This window comes from Bifidobacterium miconisargentati (assembly GCF_019331675.1).
GTDB lineage: Bacteria > Actinomycetota > Actinomycetes > Actinomycetales > Bifidobacteriaceae > Bifidobacterium > Bifidobacterium miconisargentati.
This window is the reverse complement of the sequence record NZ_JAHBBJ010000015.1, coordinates 36,481-55,731: the sequence shown is the minus strand read 5'-3', so window position 1 is coordinate 55,731 and position 19,251 is coordinate 36,481. Positions and strand designations below refer to the sequence as shown.

The 19,251-nt window shown below is 60.6% G+C and carries 13 protein-coding genes; 1 reads left to right on the top strand and 12 read right to left on the bottom strand.

Features of this window, described 5'->3' with window-relative positions; genetic code table 11:
- The 9 genes from KIH81_RS09600 to KIH81_RS09560 all read right to left on the bottom strand — a co-directional run bounded on the left by KIH81_RS09600 (position 1) and on the right by KIH81_RS09560 (position 11,674).
- The gene (locus KIH81_RS09600) at positions 1 to 1,290 is read right to left on the bottom strand and encodes a glycosyltransferase family 4 protein (RefSeq protein WP_214305109.1); all 1,290 of its coding nucleotides are present in this window, start codon (positions 1,288 to 1,290) and stop codon (positions 1 to 3) included.
- Positions 1,287 to 2,666, bottom strand: coding sequence for a hypothetical protein (locus KIH81_RS09595; protein ID WP_214305108.1), 1,380 nt, complete (start codon positions 2,664 to 2,666; stop codon positions 1,287 to 1,289). The genes KIH81_RS09600 and KIH81_RS09595 overlap by 4 nt, the downstream gene beginning before the upstream one ends.
- A 19-nt stretch (positions 2,667 to 2,685) precedes the next feature.
- Positions 2,686 to 3,459, bottom strand: a complete 774-nt coding sequence (locus KIH81_RS09590; protein WP_214305107.1) for a glycosyltransferase family 32 protein — start codon at positions 3,457 to 3,459, stop codon at positions 2,686 to 2,688.
- The gene (locus KIH81_RS09585; protein WP_214305106.1) at positions 3,456 to 4,850 is read right to left on the bottom strand and encodes a glycosyltransferase; all 1,395 of its coding nucleotides are present in this window, start codon (positions 4,848 to 4,850) and stop codon (positions 3,456 to 3,458) included. Before KIH81_RS09585 ends, KIH81_RS09590 begins: the two co-directional genes overlap by 4 nt.
- Positions 4,851 to 4,894: 44 nt before the next feature.
- On the bottom strand, positions 4,895 to 6,076 hold the full coding sequence (gene cps2T, locus KIH81_RS09580; protein WP_214305105.1) for a beta 1-4 rhamnosyltransferase Cps2T: 1,182 nt from the start codon (positions 6,074 to 6,076) through the stop codon (positions 4,895 to 4,897).
- A 2-nt stretch (positions 6,077 to 6,078) separates the two neighbouring features.
- Positions 6,079 to 7,548 carry a tyrosine-protein kinase domain-containing protein gene (locus tag KIH81_RS09575; protein ID WP_217624914.1) on the bottom strand — a complete coding sequence of 490 codons (1,470 nt, stop codon included), beginning with the start codon at positions 7,546 to 7,548 and terminating at the stop codon, positions 6,079 to 6,081.
- An 89-nt stretch (positions 7,549 to 7,637) separates the two neighbouring features.
- Positions 7,638 to 9,635: a DUF4012 domain-containing protein gene (locus KIH81_RS09570; RefSeq protein WP_236029478.1), complete on the bottom strand. Its 1,998-nt coding sequence runs from the start codon at positions 9,633 to 9,635 to the stop codon at positions 7,638 to 7,640.
- Complete coding sequence (locus tag KIH81_RS09565) at positions 9,635 to 11,083, bottom strand: sugar transferase (RefSeq protein WP_236029496.1); 1,449 nt, start codon at positions 11,081 to 11,083, stop codon at positions 9,635 to 9,637. The genes KIH81_RS09570 and KIH81_RS09565 overlap by 1 nt, the downstream gene beginning before the upstream one ends.
- A gap of 282 nt (positions 11,084 to 11,365) precedes the next feature.
- On the bottom strand, positions 11,366 to 11,674 hold the full coding sequence (locus KIH81_RS09560; RefSeq protein WP_214305103.1) for a hypothetical protein: 309 nt from the start codon (positions 11,672 to 11,674) through the stop codon (positions 11,366 to 11,368).
- Positions 11,675 to 12,659: 985 nt separating this feature from the next.
- Here KIH81_RS09560 and KIH81_RS09555 point away from each other — a divergent pair.
- Positions 12,660 to 14,357, top strand: coding sequence for an MDR family MFS transporter (locus KIH81_RS09555; RefSeq protein ID WP_236029494.1), 1,698 nt, complete (start codon positions 12,660 to 12,662; stop codon positions 14,355 to 14,357).
- 35 nt (positions 14,358 to 14,392) lie between these two features.
- On the opposite strand, the gene KIH81_RS09550 is transcribed toward KIH81_RS09555, so the two are convergent.
- The 3 genes from KIH81_RS09550 to KIH81_RS09540 all read right to left on the bottom strand — a co-directional run bounded on the left by KIH81_RS09550 (position 14,393) and on the right by KIH81_RS09540 (position 19,122).
- Positions 14,393 to 15,664, bottom strand: coding sequence for an Nramp family divalent metal transporter (locus KIH81_RS09550; RefSeq protein WP_338024758.1), 1,272 nt, complete (start codon positions 15,662 to 15,664; stop codon positions 14,393 to 14,395).
- A gap of 369 nt (positions 15,665 to 16,033) precedes the next feature.
- Entirely contained in the window at positions 16,034 to 16,834 is an 801-nt protein-coding gene (locus tag KIH81_RS09545) for a transglutaminase family protein (RefSeq protein WP_214305102.1), read from the bottom strand.
- A 107-nt stretch (positions 16,835 to 16,941) separates the two neighbouring features.
- Positions 16,942 to 19,122 carry a circularly permuted type 2 ATP-grasp protein gene (locus tag KIH81_RS09540; protein WP_214305101.1) on the bottom strand — a complete coding sequence of 727 codons (2,181 nt, stop codon included), beginning with the start codon at positions 19,120 to 19,122 and terminating at the stop codon, positions 16,942 to 16,944.
- Between the last annotated feature and the right edge of the window lie 129 nt (positions 19,123 to 19,251).

Sequence of the window (19,251 nt, the reverse complement as noted above, 5' to 3'; positions counted from 1 at the left end):
TCAGTTTCCTCCGTGCCCATTTGGATTCTCATTCGTTTGTTTGCGTTCGTCGTCCAATTCGGCAAGCACGTCCTCCATATGCGCGGACACGCTGTCCCATGAGAATTGCTCCTCGATACGGCGGCGTGCCGCAAGTCCCATACGGCGCCTGAGCATCTTGTCTACGATGAGCTTCTCCATCGCACGTGCAAACGCCTCGCGTGTTGTCGAATAATCGCCGGGGGTAATGCGGATGGAGGTCTCGTCCGTGGTGATCATGCCCATGCCAGTCCAATCGAGGCACACCGAGGGAAGTCCCACAGACATCGCCTCCATCAGACTCCACGATCCGCCCTCCCTCAAACTTGGCAGAAGATACACATCCGCATCAGCCAGTTTCCCAAGGAGCTCAGCACGTGGCATCTCCTTAATCATCCGCACTCGGTTCGTCAGATTGCGGTCTTCGATGTACCGTTCGATCCTGGAACGTTCAGGTCCTTTGCCGATGATGGTGAGATGCGCCTCAGGATGGTCATGGGCGATCGAATCAAACGCTTCGACAGCCATCGGCACGTTCTTGAACGGTACGAGCCTTCCGGTGATAAACAGTTCGACACGGCGGGCACCATCGGAAGCATGTTCCGCTTCTGACATGTCCCCTTTGCACCGCGGGAATGCGGCAACATCCATCGCGGTTTCGAGGATGACCTTCGTCTTGTTCCGATATTTCCTCGGTATGGCTCGTGCGTTGTTCTCCGTGCGACACAGAATGACTGACGCCTTTCGGCTCGGAATCGCCACAAGGGGATTCATGAATGACGTCGCGATCAACACGTAGCGCAGGCTTTGAACCATACGCTGTTTTGCCGGAAGGATGTGCAGCAGGCTCCGGGGGACTCCATCGCCACCGCCCACAGGCCCCCAAATGAACGGGGTGTGAAAGAACGGCAGGAACGTCGGCATCCATAGGCTGCCGAAGGTCAGGTGCATCGTGTAATCGAAATCATCCTCACGCAGCAGTCTGCGAACAATCGGGACGATGCCGATCTGCCATAGCAGATAGTACAGGTACAGCCCCTTCTCCTTGCGCTTGATACGTTGGAGGATGCGTGGGGTGTCGTAGTACGTGAAGGTAAGGTTGCCAGCAACTTCGGCAGGAAGGTTCCTCTCGATTTTCTCCCGGTCATTGCGACGGGTGATGACATGGAGTTTATTGTGCCTCGCCATCTGCAACACCCAGTTCCAGCCGACGCCGGCTTCGGAGCCTCTACCGGGCTCACAGCCATAGGCACTCACCAGAATGCGTTTCATGCTCGCACCTTCCGCGTGTACCTATCCACAATGATTCGAGCGGCCTGACGGACGATTTCGTCAGGCGTTTGGCCCGCATCAAGTTCCACCGCATTAGGCAGCATTCGCTCCAATGCGGAGAATTCACCCAGCTGACGGTCAATTTCCTCAAGTGTCAGTTCCTGCTTGCGACAATACACGGTCTCCGCATCGGTCATGAGCACAAACGTGACGTCCGGCTGCGGCACGGATTTTGCGAACGCGATGCGTAATTTCTTCGGCAGATTGATACGTGAACGCAACGGGTCGACGACGAAGTCGTAGATGTACCTGTCGAAAATCGAGAACTGGTCGAACTGCACGTCCTTGCGGATAACGATCCATCCACCGACGATGTAGTCAATCCAGTAGTAGCCCATACGCAGCAGGGAGCTCAACGGGCTGGCAGGCTTGTTGCGATGCGGATTGGTGAAGTCCTTGTCCTGCTCCATGACCTTCATCTTCTCCCCCACCGCGCCAAGATTGGGCAGCAGCGTGGGACGGAAGTGATATACGTGCATCTTCTCGATGTCGCACACGAATAGTTTGGCGAGTTCAACGCGCAGACCGTCGATGAACGTGGTCTTGCCGGTACCGTCGGGGGCCTCGACCGCGATGAACTTCCGATACCGCTTCGGGCGCATGATGATACGATGAACCTTCTCGGCGAGGAAGGAGACGATACGGGCCGAGGTTTTCAGCGGATGACGCCGCATGGCGAGTTTCTTGGTCTGCTCGGAGATGTTCCTTGCGTTGCGTTCGAACCAGTCGTAGTTCTCGGCGGCGAGATGCGCAACGACCTCGTCCAACAGGGACTTCGGCATGACCGATTCCAGAATACGGTTCACCTGCACTGCATACCGTGCGTATCCGACCGAAATCTGCTCGCGATACGCCTGCTTGAGCGTCTTGGCGTTGATGACCTTGTACAACAGCAGCATGGCGATGTCATATTGATCATTGAGAACGCGGTAGCCCTTATAGTCAATCGTATTCGCGTACAACGTGTCGAAGGGAATCAGCTCAAAGCCCTTGTTCACGTACCCCTCGATGAGGTCGATGTGGATCGCGAAGCTCTTGTCAACGTCTATGCCGAACCAGCAATGAACCCGTTCGTATTTCACGACATAATAGTTCGACACATCGTGCTTACGAAGGATGTCCAAGAAGATGGCCTTGGCCCTCCGATACGTACCGGGACGGATAATCACGTCCACGTCCTTGGAATCGTTGCGTTCCGGCAGTCCCTGATAGTTGCGCAGGATGAAACAATCGACACCCGCCTGGGCGTATGCCTTGAGCAGGTCGTCCAGTATCCGCGCATGCAGATCGTTCCACTCATATTCGATTTCATGCATGATGCGTGCTCCCGTCCGTTCAGCGCAGTTTCTCTCGTATACGGTTTTCGATGGCCTTCGTTCGTTCCTTGCCGAGAAGACCTGTCAGCACTCCGCGCGCGCCTTTCAGCATCGGCCGGAACACATTGCGCCAAATAACGTTTGTGCCGCGCCGTTTCTCTCGCTCGGTGAGCCAGCTGCCGGAGAATCGGTGAATAGTAACGCTACGATCGGTAACAGCGAATTCATCCTCACCCAGTTTCTTCGGGCAGAAAATGTCTCGTTCGTAAACGTGGATCTCGCCAAGATCCTGCTCGGAATTGGCTCGCTCGAATCCAAGGTCGGTCAAAATGTCCGTCAGGATAACCACGTTCGTAGTCGGGTCCATATTGCCGTTCGCATCAACGAACGCATGATGATCGTAGTAATCCAGCATCCGCTCGATCACAGGCGAATGGGCTTCCGCGCCGATGATGCCGGTGCCAACCATCGTTCTGTTCTCGAAACCCACGAATGCCTTGTTTCCGAGAAACTTGTCAAGGCTGGATAACGCCTCGACGTCTGTGTCCAGATACACGCCGCCATAATCGTATAAGGCTCGCATACGGGCATAATCGCTCACGAAGGCGTATTTGCCTTTCTCATAAGCCTGTTTGGCGTACAGGGAGCCGGAGATGTCGAAGGTCTCCTCGTTCCAGAACATGATTTCATAGTCGGGCATGAGTCGCTTCCATGACTCAATGCACGCCCGTTCACGTGCAGGCAGGTCGTTCGGCCCGAACCAGCAGTAATGGATGATCTTGGGGATGCTCATGGTCTCCTCATCTCAGTGATGACGGTCTTGTATTGCTTGATGACATATTCGGCATGCTCGTCGAACGATGGCGCGGAGAACTGGCTTCGGATGTTCTCCTGGGCTGTGCAGATGTCGGCACGCTTAAGAGAGTCCAGTACCTGTGCCATTTCATCCGGAGAACCGTTTCCAAGAGAAAAACCGCTTCCTGCTGGGATCATGTCCCAGGCACCCACGCAATCGGTGGCCATAACCGGCATGCCGGCGCATAGCGCTTCAAGCGCCACGAATCCGAAAGACTCATATGTCTGGCTCGGCACAATCACGACATCCTCTTCCGCCATAGCCGTCATGAAGTCGGAAAAGGCAGGTTTGAATGACACAGTCGGCGTATCCGCGCCATGCACGCCGTAGACGTCGAGATGCCAGCAGCGGGAGGCACCGGTAGATATCGACTTGGATTCGGTGATGCGAACCGCCTCGAGCAGAGCCGACAACCCCTTGTACGGCCGACTGCCCCCGAGGAAAGCGATGCGAATAGGCGCATCGGCGGGATCACTGGAATCATCACGGTCGGCGAGCGTCTTCGGCAGACCGTTATGAATGACCGGAATCACAACGGATGCTTGTGGGGCACAGTACCGTTCGTAGGCGCGCTTCGACACTGTGCTGTTGTACATCACGAGGTTCATGTGTTCCAGCATGGAGACCTCGTAATCACGGAATGCAGAGTAACGTTTCACCTCGATCGACGCGGCATCCATCGTGGCCCCCGTTGTGGTATCCAACGACTCCGTTGACGATTCCACCGATTTCGTCAAGCGAACAGCGGAAAGCACGCTGAACAGCTTACGAACAATTGTGGAGCTCTTAATAAAGCGCATCGCCGGCGATTGATCCAATCGAATCTTCTTCAAAGACGGAGCACCGGAATTGATACGGCTGCATTCGCCATCGGTGAGACAGCGATCCATTGGATAGATCTCATTCATCGGGTACAAACCGAAGAAATCATGTGTTGTGAACACCGTAGGTATGTCACAAGCACGAGCCGCATCAAGAAACTCACGATGCAGTCCCTGCAGTGTGTGGATGTGCACGACATCAGGCTGAAGGCTCTTAAGAAAACGGCGGTATGCTTCGCCATCCACCGGATAATGGAAGGCATCGGGCTCCCCCACCGGCTTGTCCAGAACGACAGGCAACGGGTTGCGCAGCTCATAGGAGCGTATGCTGCCAACCTCTCGGTGACGAGTGATGCATGGATTCACATCATGCGTCATCCGGCCGGGCCATAGCATGGCTACGGCATGACCGGATTTCTCCTGGGCCTTCATCAGATCCATCACGTATCGGGTCAGGCCGCCTGAGCGGTATGGCGCAAAACCCAGGGCGTAATGCAGTATTCTCATCGTTCACCTTCGACTACGTCGGGACGCGGAATATTGTGTCGGATTCAACGTCCTGATTCGGGACCATCAAGGAATAGCCGTTCATATTCGTCGGCGATGAAACGCCAACTGTAAGCATCTGCGATGCGACGCTTTGCTTTCATTCCCAATGCGCGGATTTCATCCGCATTCATTCTGTCTGCCTTATGGATTAAAGCACTGAGACTTCCGGGAATCTTCGTCCAGTACAATGCCGAATCTTCGGCCACTTCACGATTGAAGCCCACGTCCAGAAGCAAATTCAGATCGGTGCTGCCTAATGCTTCCAATAGGGAGGGGTTGGTACCGCCGACCTCATGACCGTGAAAATACCCGTAAGCATTCTCACGAATCTTCATAAGCAGTTCCTTGTCGTATACGGTACCGACGAACTTGATGCGTGGATCACGATCGAAACCGGTTTTATCCTTCAATTCGTCAAGGAATTTGTCGCTTACATTCGTGATAAGCGCGAAATCATGCTCTGAATCGCTTGCCATGAATTCACGAATCATCGTCTCATAGTTGTTTTCAGGCACGAAACGACCGACGACCAAGTAGTAGGACTTGGCAGAAAGCCCCTTTTCGCGGTACCAATCCAACAGCTTCGGATCATCGTCTGAAAGGCCGCTTTTGCGCGTTTCCGCTCCATAGGAAATGAACAAAGTTTGGGGATTATACCTGTCATATTCCTCATGAATATAGGACTCGATATTCATCGAATCACAGACCAGCAAATCACAATGTTTGGTCATCATCTGTTCCGAGATTTTCCAATACCGACGTACCGGAGCACTCCACTTGGCTCTCATCCACTCGTGACCGTCAGGATTGATATATAATTTGCCTCCGAGCCGGTGGATCACACGCTGGAAATGCGCCATAAACGGACCGATACGGCACGCGAGAATATACACAATCGGATGCTCGATGTGATTTCTGCGAATATACGAAACACATTCATTAAGCGCAGCGACATCATAATAAATCGCCTGGGCAGGACCAATATTAGGCACTTTGACATTGAAGCAATCAGCATTGTGATAGGAGAAGCGCTGTCGATCCTGCGCTTTGCAGGCCACATGGTATTTCAGGAGTTCATTGGTCTGATGATATTCCGTGAGACGATCCACAAAAGTCTCGTATCCACCATAATTTCCCGGAATACCCTTAGATCCCACAATAAAAACATGTTGCGGAGCGGCCATTCTCAGTCCTTCGCTTGTTCGGTCTTTTTATGCTGGCGCTGGCTCTTCTTGCCATGGCCGGATTTACTATCGTCGTAATAGTAGTAGTAACCCGTCTTATGGGATTTATCGGGTTCTGCGTAATTCATAGCCACACCAGCTGCATGGATGTCAAGGGTATCGAGCTCTCGGATGGTTTGCTTCAGCGCACGCTTATCCGTGACGTTTAGGCCAGCCACCAACAGCAGTTCCGGTCCTTCCTTGACGAACACAGCAGCGTCGTTGGCTACCTGCATCGGGGCGGTGTCCACGATCACGTAGTCGTAGGCACCGGATACCTGGTCAATGAGCGCCTTCATCGCACGCGAGTTGAGCAGGATGCTCGGGTTCATGGTCTGGGTGCCGGCCGGCAGCACGTGAAGGTTCTGCTTCCAATAACGCTGGATGGCGTCCTGCGAGGAGACCTGGTTAGTGATGAGGTGGGTCAGCCCCACATTGCCTTCGATGCCAAGCTTGTCGCTGACGGAAGGGTTGCGCACGTCGGCGTCGATAAGCAGCACCTTGCTGTCGTTTTCCGCGAAAGCCGTGGCCAAATTGACGGACAATGTGGTCTTACCCTCGGATGGACCGGCGGAGGTTACCACAATCACATTGGACTGGGGACCGTCCGGCAATGCGAACATGAGGTTGGTACGCAAACGGCGAATCTCTTCGGCTTCACGAGACGCCGGTTTGGCGATGATAACGGGCGTCTTGTCCGCATACGCATCGTCTCTGCTGAGCGTACCCAGCATCGGCGAATTAATGAGACCGGCCACATCCGAATCCGAACGGACCTTGGTATCCAACAGACTTCTGCCCAAAGCCATCATGACACCCAAAACGATGCCGGCCACCACGCCGATCGCCAGATTCATCTTCACGTTCGGCGAGCTCGGGGAGGCCGGAGCGTAAGCCTGCTGCACCACGGTAAGGTTCACCGGAGAGACGATCTTGTCGCCTTCGTCGCTGTACAGCGTGGAGGTGACCTGTTTCTTGAGGCTTTCGGCCACGGCGTTGGCGATGGTGGAGGCGGTCTTCGGGTCGGCATTCTCCACGGAGATGTCGACAAGCATAGTGTCGCTCGGGTTGGAGGCGGTCACCGTGGCGGCCAGCTCCTTGACCGAACTGTTCAGTCCCAGATCGTCGATCACGGGCTGAAGCACGGATTCGGTCTTCACCAGCTGCGGGTAGGTCTGGATCTGGCTGTTGATATAGCTGGCGCCGGAGTTCAATTCGTTGCCGGAGCTACCGGTGGTCGAGGCCGAAGTGCGGTAGGTGGCCAGCAGCTCGGAGGTCGCCGTGTACATCGGCGTGCGGGTGAACGTGTAGCCGGCAGCAGCAGCGATCACGACCACCAGTGTGATGATCGCCGTGACGAAATGCTTTTTCAAGGCGCCCAGCACGTCAATGGTGATGACGTCGTTCTGGATCTGTTCGGTTTCGCTTGCCAAACGATGCTCGCTTTCTGCAGATTCGTATCTGTTCTACTGTAATTGAAGGGGGTACCCCCACCACGAGGAGGGTGTCTGGCACCCGGCCGTCAGTCGGTCGAAGGGGTCTGGCGTATGGTCGGCTCGGTGTTGCCCGCCGAGGCACTCGCCAGCACGTGGATGGTGGTGGTGAACCGCTCCCCCGGCTCCAGGGTCACGGTCTTGGCGCCCACGGTGAGGCCGTCGTGCGTGGCGATCTGGTCGAAGTCCTCGCTCCAGTCCACCAGACGGCCACCAGCCGGCGCGTATACGTACAACACGGTTTCTATTTCGCCATGGCGAGGCTTGCCATCGTCGTCATAACCGCGCAGCAAGTCGGGGGCCGCAGCCACGGCCGAAGCGTCGGCGGTGTTGGTGAGCGTCACGGTGAGCGTGTACTGGCGTGCCCCGTTGGGGTAGGTCTTGTCGTACTTGCTGGTCACCTCGCGTTTCAGGTACCAGTCCATCTTGCCCATGGTGGCATCGTTGAAGTAGACGCCGATTTCAGGCTGGGCGGGCTTGGAGGACAGCGCGCCGGAGACCTGCACGCCGGCCAGTTGCTCCTGCTCGGCCTCGTGCGCGCTCCAGAGATACAGGTGGCCGTCCTGGACCGCCTGCCGCACGGTCTTGAGCATCTGCATGCCCTTGCCGTCGAGGTTGTGCAGCACATGGTCGAAGACCTGGCTGGCGGCCAGTGCGAAGAACATGTCCTGTTCGGACTGCGTGCTGGAGCCCAGGTAGATGCGGTTGAGCAGTATCTGCGCGGCGTTCTGGCCGTTCAGGGTCACGTCCGAGCCGCCGCTGCCCGTGCCGCTGTCGCCCGCACCGCCGCTCAACAGGGCACTGGCCGTATCGTCCAGCGTGACCGGCCCCGCCACGGCGAGCAGCCGTTGCAGGAACACCGGGTCCACGCTGATCACGCCGTCCACGCCGCCGTTGCCAGCACGCTTCCAGATGTCATGCGCCAGTTTGGCGGTGCGGGTGAAGTCCGGCGTGAAGTTGATGTCCTGGTAGTCGGTGGCCATTTTGGTGGAGAACAGGTTGCGCTCGTCCGCCGTGAGTACGCTGCGGGCCTCGGCGTCGCTGAACACCGCGTCCGAGGGCGGGGTGGCGAACGAGCCGAGCGCAAGCCTGCCCGCGCTGATGGTCAGCACGCCCCACGAGCTGGCGATGCCGCCGGTGGCGCGCAGTTCGGCGTTGTTCTGGGCCAGCACCAAGTACGTGCGGGTGCCGCCTGACTCCCCCGTGGCCAGCATCGACGGCAGGATGCTTGCCAGGTTGCCTGCCGTGCCGGTCAGATCGGCCAGCGTGCCGAGCTGTTCGCGCCCCTGCGTGATGGCGCTGTTGAGTTGCGGGAAATGCGTCTCGCCCACGGTGTTGAGCTGGGCGACGGCATCCGTAAGCGACTGGTTGGCCCGCGCGAGGTCCGGGGCCACGTCATCCAGTCCTCCCAGTGAAATCACGCCGTCCTTGATGCCGATGTCGTCCAGGTCGACCGTTCTCGCCACGTTGGCGAGCGCGGGCATCGCGTTGTTGGATACGTCCTCGAGGATGCGCACGACCTCGCGCACGGTTCTGATGTCCGAACCGTAGTGGGGCGTGAACTCGGCGAGCGCCCACACCGGCTGGCTGGTCTGCGCGTAGGTCCGGTCGATGTGCAGTGAAACTTCGTCGATGCCGTCCGCGATCTTGTCAAGGTCGATGTCGCCGTCCTGCACTTGGGCTTGCAGGCTTTTCGCGGAGTTTACCGCGGCCTCCACCTCACCTTTGGCGGTCCATGCGGACGCGGCGAACCAGCCGGTCAGCGCGACGATCGCCAATGCCAGCACGCCGAGCACGGCAAGTACGATTCGGCGGCGTGTGCGGGCACGCTTCATGCGGGCCACGGACGCGCGGCTCATGCGACGGCGACGCTGGGGCGCGGAACCGCTGGAATCGGTCTGGTGACCGGCATCGAACGAATCGTTCGGCCCGTCGGCACGCGAAGTCACGGTCGCTGCGGAAGAAGCGGGCGCCACGGGCGGCTTGGGCGGCTCACCGGAGGCCCATGTCGGGCGAAAGTCGCTCATCAGTAGGCCCCCTTGTGGCTCAGCACGGCCCCCACCGTGCGGAACATGAGCCCGATGTCGCCCAGAATCGACCAGTTCTGCACATAGGCCACGTCCAGCGCCTCGCTTTCCGCGGCCGACAGGTCGGAGCGGCCGGACACCTGCCACGGTCCGGTGATGCCGGGTTTGACCAGCATGCGCGTGGCGTACAGCTTGTTGTATCGCGCGTATTCCTCGGGCAGCGGCGGCCGCGGCCCCACGGCGGACATGTCGCCCTTGAAAACGTTGAGGAACTGGGGCAGCTCGTCGATGGAGAAGCGGCGAATGAACCGGCCCACCGGCGTGATGCGCGGGTCGTCCTTCATCTTGAAGATGAACCGATTGGTCTGGCCGGTCTGTTCGGCGAGGGCGGCCTTGAGCGCGTCCGCGTTGGTGACCATCGAGCGGAACTTGATCATCTCGAACGGTTTGCCGTTGAGGCCGATGCGGGTTTGGGTGTAGAACACCGGGCCGCCGTCGGTGAGTTTGATGGCGATCGCCACCGGCACGGTGATGATCGAGGAGCAGATGATGGCCAGCGCGGAGACGACGATGTCGAACATGCGCTTGGCAAGGCGCACGGACGGCGAGTACTGGGCGAGCCGTTGGGTGATGATGGTGACGCCCTGGATGGAGCGGACCTGGAACTCGTGGTTCGCGGTGTCCGCCGCGGAGGCGAGCATCGCGATCTCCAGTCCGGAGGATTCCATGCGGGCGCAGAAGATGTTGTAGTTGTCCGAGTAGCGGCGCAGCTCGTCCGCCACCAGCACGGTCTGGGCGTTCATGTCGATGATGCGGCGGGCCAGGTCAGTGTCACTGTACTGCAGGACCGGAAGCGAGACGCCCCAGGAGTCCGCGAGCGCGGCTTCCACCGAAGCCAGGTCGAGGTCCGGTTCGATTAGGCCCGTCGTCTGGTTGCAGCGAATCGGGCAGACGGCCACCGGACGGTAGTTGAGCTGCTGCCGCATGCGCAGGAACCGCAATGTGTGGCCGATGCCTTTCGGTGAGCCGACGATCACCGTGCCATAGGCGAACTGGCCTTTGCTACGGCTGCGGGTCAGGAACAGACGGGATACAATGCGCTCCGCCAGGGTCAGCCAGCTGCCGGCGAGCACCATGATGGTCAGCGTGGTGAGCGTCAGGCGGAAATCGAAGACGTAGTCGAATGTGCAATGCACCATCCAGCACAGGGCCGTGCCCTTGCCGAGCAGCATGTTCACGCGGTAGCCGTCGCCCATGACGTGCCGGTGGTAGATGCCCACGGCCCGGATGGACCAGACCCAGATGCCCGCAGCGATGACCAGATACAGCGTGGGGTCCATCGTGAATCCGAAACGCATGGAATAGAGCGGCAGGTTGCTGCGGCGCAGGTTCAGCACGGTGGCGCCGGCGATGATGAACATGGCCGCGTCCACAAGCATGAGCGCCATGTTGACGAAGAACCGCCAATAGAGCACTTGGGAGAGCTGCCGCTGACGGAGGTCGCTGAATTGCTCGTCGGTGCGTTCGCGGAGTTGAGCTGTCTGAACCACTGATCCACCCTGCGCTGATCGAAGTCGTATGTGTGCCTGAAAACATGGTCGGCATTCCGGGCGGCGAGCGCGGGTCGTATATGCCATTCCGAGGTCAGCCGGAAGGTCCGAAACACCCCCGAACTGCGGAAAATATTGTACAGGACCCCCTACGACTCACGGGGGTGGCCGGTGTCGAAATCAGTCGTTGCGGTCGGCGTGGTTGCCGCGCTTCCTGAGCTTGTCGATCTCCTGTTCGAGCTGGATGATGTACCGGACCTGCTGGCGGATGAGCTGGTCGCGCAGATCGTCGCCGTCGGATACGGAGAACGCAGCAGGCACGGTCGGAACGGCCGAATCAGCGGACGGCGCATCGGCGGACCTGAACGGTTCGGCATCGTCCGCATGGACGGCGAATCGTGCGGCCTTGGATCCGGCACTGCCCGCGGACCAATCGCGTGCGGGCAGCGGGGCCAGCACCGACCTGTCGTTGGCGGCTCCGGCGGTCATGCGACGGCCGCGCACCTTGCCTTGCGCGGACTTGGCCTCGTTCGCCGGAATCTCCCCGGAGAAGATCTCGGCGGCGGACTCCCTCCAACGAGAGAAACAGCGCTCGATGCGCTTGTATCCGATGAGTTCCGGCGGCAGGCCCGCCTTGCGGAACAGGTCGACCGGGCTGCCGCCCTGATAGTAGCTGGTCAGGCACTAGCGTTTGAAGACGGTGGTGTAGGTGATGCGCACCGCCGAGGCGGAGGCCACCGCCGGCAGGCTTTCGAGATAGCTGATCTGTTCTTTGGTAAAAGGCGCTCTGCTGCTCATGGTGTGGCGCGGTCTCCCCGATGCTTGTACCGCAGACGTGTGCGATCCGCGGACGGTAAGGGGTTCAACATCGAGTTCCGTCATGGTCAGGGTCGCTTTCATGGTCTCAACAATCGTGTATTTCCCTGAGGCTGACCGGTCACACAATCAAACTCCAACCAACCGATGCCACCTCGGGGCAACATTCTAGCTGTTAACGTTCACACCCACTAGAACGTTGCAGAAAATTTCATATTCCGAAGTGCTGGGCGTTCTCATCGCGGACAGTCTTCGCCGTGCAGGCACTGCACTGTTACTGAAAATCGATTGACACGATGCCAGCAAATATGGACATTCCAGCAACCCCATTGTCCGGCATATGACCATCGCAACGCCTACGTACCTCACGCTGCATGGTTGCGTACGCCCGGCCGTGTTCCCGCGCTTCCCGTACGGCGGACGGACGCCAACGCACCAGCCAATATGCGGAAACGAGGGGATGCGGACATGCGTGAACCGACCACCCCTGGGTATAGCGTATTGGGGTGCTTTTGAGTGGGCCGCCCGGCCCGGCACGAGGACAACGACGGGTCGCGCGAAGAGGAACCACCGGGAGAACCTGAGGAACCACACATCATCCGACATCGCCGGAAACCATATGGCTGGACGGTACGGAAGTGGAGTGTGCGTGGCAGGGATGAGCGGCAACGAACGTAGGGGCGGACATGGCCTGGGCGCGCGACGCGGCGAGCTGCAGCGGGTGCTCAGCCAGGAGGAATCGTACGTCGACGGCAAGCTGAGCCATGCGGCGTTCGTCTCGATCGCCATCCTGACCTTCATCACGTTCGTGGGCAATTTCACGCAGCTGCAGCTGAGTTCCGCACTGCCGATCATCGTCTCCGAATTCGGCATTTCGGTGACCACCGGCCAGTGGCTCACCTCGGTCTTCCAGCTGGTCATGGGCGTAATGGTGCCGCTGACCGCGTTCCTGACCCGCCGTTTCTCCACCCGTCAGATCGTGATCTGCTCGATGGCCGTGTTCACCGTGGGTTCGGTGCTGGCATGGCTGGGCCCGAACTTCCTGTGGGTGCTCGTCGGCCGCGTGCTGGAGGCGGCCGGCACTGGCGTGATGTGGCCGGTACTGCAGATCACCGTGTTCTCCATCTACCCGCTTTCCCGCCGCGGCTTCGCAATGGGCACGGTGGGCATGGCCATGAGCGTGGCCCCCGCGATCGGCCCCACGCTGGGAGGCTGGCAGACCGACGCCAACGGCTGGCGCTCCATCTTCCTGACCATGACCGTGATCGGCGTGCTGTCGCTGCTGGCGGCCATGTTCGGACTGCACAACTTCGGCTCGCATGACCCCTCGGCCCGCGCGGACTTCTTCTCGGTGGCGCTGTCCGTGTTCGGCTTCGGCGGCCTGATGTTCGGTTTCACCAATTCGGAGGCCTACGGATTCGCCGCGCCCGTGGTGTGGGGGCCGATGCTCGTGGGTCTGGCCGGCATCGTCTGGTTCGCGGCGCGCAACATCAGGCGAGGCAGGGCGTACCGCGCGGCGAAGGCGGCGGTTGCGGAGACGCCGGATGGTCAGGCCGTGGCTGCGGGTACGTCCGCAAACGCAACCACGACGTCCGCAAACGGAAACGATAACGCTAACGCCACTGCGGCCGCCGGACGCCCCGCGCTCCCCCAGCCGCCGCTGCTCGACCTGGCCGTGCTCAAGAACCGTTCGTTCACCATCGGCACCATCACCGCCTCGCTGGCGTTCTTCGCGTTCAGTTCGATTCTGGTCATCATGCCGCTGTATATCCAGACCGACCGCGGCTATTCGGCCACGATGAGCGGCCTGATCATGCTGCCGGGCGCCATCGGCCAGTGCGTTTCCCAGTTCTTCGGCGGCCGTGCGATGGATCGGTTCGGCGCACGCCCGGTGGCCCTGTTCGGTTCGATCGTGCTCACGGTGGGCACGCTGGGCATGTCGCTGGTGGCGATGGATACGTGGATCTGGTGGGTGTCGATCTGCCAGTTCGTCCGTCAGATCGGCATGGGATTCCTGCTGATGCCGATTACGACGTGGTCGTTGAACTGCCTGAACGGGCCTGACGAGGTGTCCGCCGGCTCCTCGGTGACGAATACCGCCCGTCAGATCGCGGGTGCCGTGGGTGCGCCGGTGCTGGTGATTCTCATGGAGACGTTCGAGGCGTGGCGTCACGCTTCGGGCGCGTCCACCGTGGCCGCTTCGATCTTCGGCATCCAGTGGGCGCTGCGCGTGTCCGCCGGCATCTGCCTGATCATGGTGCTGCTGGTGGCGTTCGGCGTGCGAGGCGACGGTGCCGGACGCACGCGCGACGCCATCTCCCTGCACGTCCTGCGCCGCCGTCTGCATCGGGTGTAAGGCCGGCTCCCCTCTCTGAGGGGAGCCAGAGAAACTCACGCCTTGCCGAGCGCCGTCAGGACGATGAGCAGCACGTTGAGCGCGATGATCAGCACGGCCACCACGATGAAGATGGCATGCTTGACCGCACCGTCCACCCATTCGCCCATCAGGGTCTTGTCATGCGTGTACCGCATCAGCGGGATGATGGCGAACGGGATGCCGATGGACAGGATCACCTGGCCCACCACCAGCGCTTCGGTGGGGTTCGGCGCGAACCACAGCACGATGAGTCCCGGCACAAGCGTCACCACGCGGCAGGCCCACATCGGCGCCTTGATGCGCAGCAGTCCGTGCATGATCTCGGAACCGGCGTAGGTGCCCACCGACGTGGAGCTCAGCGAGGAGGCCAGCAGTCCGATGGAGAAGATCGTGCCGATCACCGGACCGAGCACGGCGACGATGGCGTGCTGCGCGCCTTCGATGGAGTCGGTGCCCTTCATGCCGTACAGCGAATTGGCCGCCAGGATCAACAGGCTCAGGTTCACGGTACCGGCCAGCAGCAGCGCCCAGAACACGTCGACCTTGGACCCGTCAAGCAGACGCTTGATGCTCGGCTTGGCCTCTCCCCCGGCGTAATGGTCGTTGACCAGCGTGGAATGCAGGTAGATGGCGTGCGGCATCACCGTGGCGCCGAGCATCGAGGACGCCATGAGCACGGAATCCGTGGTGGTGAAGTGCGGGATCAGGCCGCCCGCCACGTCGGCGGGGTTCGGCGGGTCGATGAACAGGCCGGCGATGAAGCCGAACGTGATCACCAGCAGCAGCGCGATGACCATTTTCTCGAACATGCGGTGCGTCTTGCCGCCTTCGAACATGAGCAGCACGGTGGAGACCGCGCCGATCACGCAGCCGCCCAGGAACAGCGGCAGTCCGAACAGCAGGTTCAATGCGATGGCGCCGCCGATGAGCTCGGCCAGATCGGTGGCGATGGCGATGACCTCAGCCTGCGCGAAGAACATGAACCGCCCGGCGTCGCTCATGCGCTCGCCCAGCAGTTCCGGCAGCGATTTGCCGGTGACGATGCCGAGTTTGGCGGACTGGTACTGGATGAGCACGCTCATGGCGTTGGCCAGCACGAGCACCCACACCAGCAGATAGCCGTATCGGGCGCCGGAGGTGATGTTGGCGGCCACGTTGCCGGGGTCCACATAGGCCACCGCGGCCACGAACGCCGGGCCGAGGATGCCGGCGAGCGCATGGCCGTGCGCGTGATGTTCGGCCTTGTCTGCCTGGACACCTTGCGCCGCGCGGCGTTCCTTGTCGATTTCGGCCTCGGAACCGTCCAGATCGGTACGGTGGGCCAGGGCCTCGGCGTCGAGGATGTTGACGTCCGGGTGGTCCACGGCGAGACGGGGATTGTCCGGGTGGATGACACGTCGCTTGTCGATGGTGTGCATGCGGCCGTAGCCGCGGCCGTGTTTGCTGCTGACGATGGTCGGGTCGTTGGTGGTGGCCGGAGCCGTACGGCCGGTCTGGCCGGTGCCGTTGTTCGGAGTCTCTGGTGTCGATGATGCCGATGATGCCGATTCGCTCACGTTGTCGTTCATGTCCCCTGCTATGCGCTTCCCTTCAAATACCGGGCCCAGTTATAGCGCAGGCATGTTTCGCTCGTCAACAGCGGGAGCGAAAAGCGCTTACGCCATCTGTTCGTGCACGGAGGCGTTGACCCACTGGTGCTGTTCGACGTTGTATCCGGAGAAGATGCCGATGTCGAGCATGCAGTCGCGGTAATCGCGACCGTGGGCGATGGTGATGTAGTTGTCGTCCACCAGACGGTTGTGCGTGGGGTCGAGTCCCACCCATCGGCCGTCCTGATAGACCTCCACCCAGGCGTGCGTGGCACCTTCGCCGCCCAAAAGGCCGGCGATGTACCGGGCGGTCAGGCCCACGTGACGGCATACGGACAGCATCACATGCGCGTAATCCTGGCACACGCCCTTGCGCTGGGCCAACGCCTCCTCGGCGGTGGTGCGGATCGTGGTGGAGCCGGGGGTGTACACGAAGGCCTTGTAGACCTCGTCCATCACCTCGCTGGCCCGTTCGACTGGCGTGGCGGAGGACGGCAGGCCGCCCAGACGTTCACGGCACACGCCGATCATGGCCTCCACGCACGGTCCGGGGATGGTGAGCGCGGAGTTGAAACGGTAGAGCGGCTTGTAGATCTCGGTCTTGATATGCGCGTTGTCCACGAACGCGATGCCCGTGACCGAATAGTTGAACACGTCGTGCGGTTCGGGGATGAACCCGGTCATGACCACGGAATCGAAGGAGTCGATGGTGGTTTCCAGCTCGGTTTCGGGAGTGAGCTTCACCTCGACGTCGATCACCTGCTGTCTCGGACCAGTGGCGGGAATGCAGCGCAGCTGGAAACGATGATCGGTGACCGGCGAGCTGAAGGAGAGCTTCATCTCATAATCGAACACGAGTTTCTTCAAGGCGTCTCCTGCGGAAAATCAAACAACCTGTGCCATGGTGGGCACGAACCGGCTAATGAACAACGGTCGTGTACCACCATAGCATTTCCGTCTGTCAGGGGCTCCGGTCAGGGCCGCTTGGCGTCCATGTTCATCGCGCTCAGCGAGCCCATGTCCTTGATGGCCAGGGCGCTGATGCGGCCGGAATAGTCGTCCAGATACTGCTTGAGCAGGGTGGCCACCTCTTGGTAGCCGCGAGCGGGCAGCTGTCCCACGAGCCAGCTCAGGCCGTCGGCGAAGCAGCTCGGCAGCGGCATGCCGTCCAGCACCATCGAATAGGATGCGAGCTTGCGCAGCGGGGCCTCCATCTCCTCCATGGACAGACCGAAGCGCGTGTACAGGTCGATGCGTTCCAGGTACTTGCCGATGAACACGAACGCCTTGAGCGTGGGCTCGACGGACGAGTTCTCGATGCCGCCCCAGAAGGCGAGCATGTCGTCGGCGATGTCGCGGTGGTTGTACAGGTCCTCGGCGCTGGCGGCGTTCTTGGCGGCGTCCGTGATGTTGGTCATGGACAGTTCCACGTACTGCAGCAGGCGCGAGCTCAGTTCCGGGCGCAGGATCACGGCGTTGTTGAACGCGGCGGTCACGGCGGAACGCACGGAATCGGGGTTGTTGCCGTCGTACAGGAAGTTCTTGACGAACTCGTCGAAGTCCTCGAAGTCCTCCGGCAGGTCGAGCGCGTGGGCGAACGGGCGGAAGGCGTCCACATCGGTGTCCATGACGCGGTCGTAGAACGGGAAGAACTGGTTGAGCGTGGTGAAGGCGCGTTCGGTGTAACGGCCGAGCCAGTACAGGTTGTCCGCCTTGGAGGCGGTCACCAGGGACAGCGAGTGGCGGCGGGACTGGCTCAGCAGGTTCGCCACCTGCACTTCGGCGCCGAGCTCGTGCTCCACACCGGTTTCGGGCGCGAGCACCCACGTATCCTTGAAGCCGCCGCCCTGCGAGGAGTTCACGATCATCTGGCCGGGCACGGACGAGTAGCGGGTCAGGCCGGAATACCAGACGTGCGTGTTCTTGCCGGTCACCACGAACGCACGCAGATCGCACTTGCGCGGCGACATCTCGCCGGTCTTGGGGTCGAACACGTCGATGTCGCGGAACTGGATCACTTCCTGAGCGATGAAGCGGCGCGGATCCTCCTTGATGCGGTCGGCCAGATCCTCGCGGGCCTGGGCGTCCAGCGACGAGCCGAACACCACGCCGTAGCCGCCGGCCTCGGCCACGTCCTTGATGACGAGCTCGCCCATGCGGTCGAGGACCTCCTTGCGGTCGGCCTCGAACATCGGCATGTAGGTGGGCGCGTTGTGCAGGATCGGTTCCTCGCCGAGGTAGTACTTGATCATCTGCGGCACGAAGTAGTAGATGGCCTTGTCGTCGGCCGCGCCGTTGCCGGGCGCGTTGACGATCGCCACGTTGCCGGAACGGTAGGCGGAGAGGATGCCCGGCACGCCGATCACGGAATCGGGGTTGAAGGCGAACGGATCGAGGTATTCGTCCGAGAGGCGGCGGTAGACCACGCCCACGCGGTGGCGCTTGCCGGCGTAGTCGAGGAAGTAGACCTTGTTGTCCACCACTTCGAGGTCCTCGGGGAAGGCGAGCGCGGCGCCGGTTTTCTCGGCCAGGTAGGCGTGCTCGAAGAACGCGGAGTTGTAGCGGCCGGGGGTGAGCACCACGGCGATGCCCTCGGTGGAGACGAAGTCCATGGCCTTCCTGAGCAGTCGCGGGTATTCGCGGTTGTCGCGGATGTGCACGTCGCGGAAGAGGCGCGGGGAGATGCGGCGTTCGATGTCGCGCACGAACAGCGGGTAGCTGGCGCCGGAGGGGATGCGCAGGTTGTCCTCCAGCACCCACCAGCGGCCGTCCTCGCCCTGGACCAGATCCTCGCCGGCGATATGCGCGAAGATGCCGCCGGGAGGGGTCACGCCGTTGACCTGCGGGAAGTAGCCGGCGGAGGTGTAGACGTATTCCTCGGGAATCACGCCGTCGTGGATGATGGCCTTGTCCGAGTAGATGTCCTTGAGATAGGCGTTGAGGGCGTTGACACGCTGTTTCAGGCCCTTCTCCAGTTCGTCGAACTCGTCCGATTCGATGATGCGCGGCACCGGGTCGTACGGGAAGAGACGGTCGTGGTATTCGCCGTTCTTGTAGATGCCGAAGCGTACGCCGTTGCGGGAGAGCTCGCGGTTGATTGCCTCACGACGGTTCACCAGTTCGTGGGCCAGCTTTTGTGCCGCGGATTCGATCATGCTGCCTGCTCCTTGCCTTTGCCGTGACTCGTCCGACCGTTTCGGGCCGTTGCATGCGTTTGCTGCCACCCCTACCGTGCCGGCACCGGCGACGCTTTGAGCGCGCTGACGCCAACCGCAACGGGGTGT

Bases quoted from the DNA above. Each gene is read 5' to 3' on its own strand.
- KIH81_RS09600 (WP_214305109.1), bottom strand. From the start codon at position 1,290: ATGAAACGCATTCTGGTGAGTGCCTATGGCTGTGAGCCCGGTAGAGGC.
- KIH81_RS09595 (WP_214305108.1), bottom strand. From the start codon at position 2,666: ATGCATGAAATCGAATATGAGTGGAACGATCTGCATGCGCGGATACTG.
- KIH81_RS09590 (WP_214305107.1), bottom strand. From the start codon at position 3,459: ATGAGCATCCCCAAGATCATCCATTACTGCTGGTTCGGGCCGAACGAC.
- KIH81_RS09585 (WP_214305106.1), bottom strand. From the start codon at position 4,850: ATGAGAATACTGCATTACGCCCTGGGTTTTGCGCCATACCGCTCAGGC.
- cps2T (WP_214305105.1), bottom strand. From the start codon at position 6,076: ATGGCCGCTCCGCAACATGTTTTTATTGTGGGATCTAAGGGTATTCCG.
- KIH81_RS09570 (WP_236029478.1), bottom strand. From the start codon at position 9,635: ATGAGCGACTTTCGCCCGACATGGGCCTCCGGTGAGCCGCCCAAGCCG.
- KIH81_RS09565 (WP_236029496.1), bottom strand. From the start codon at position 11,083: ATGGCGCTCATGCTTGTGGACGCGGCCATGTTCATCATCGCCGGCGCC.
- KIH81_RS09560 (WP_214305103.1), bottom strand. From the start codon at position 11,674: ATGACCGCCGGAGCCGCCAACGACAGGTCGGTGCTGGCCCCGCTGCCC.
- KIH81_RS09555 (WP_236029494.1), top strand. From the start codon at position 12,660: ATGAGCGGCAACGAACGTAGGGGCGGACATGGCCTGGGCGCGCGACGC.
- KIH81_RS09540 (WP_214305101.1), bottom strand. From the start codon at position 19,122: ATGATCGAATCCGCGGCACAAAAGCTGGCCCACGAACTGGTGAACCGT.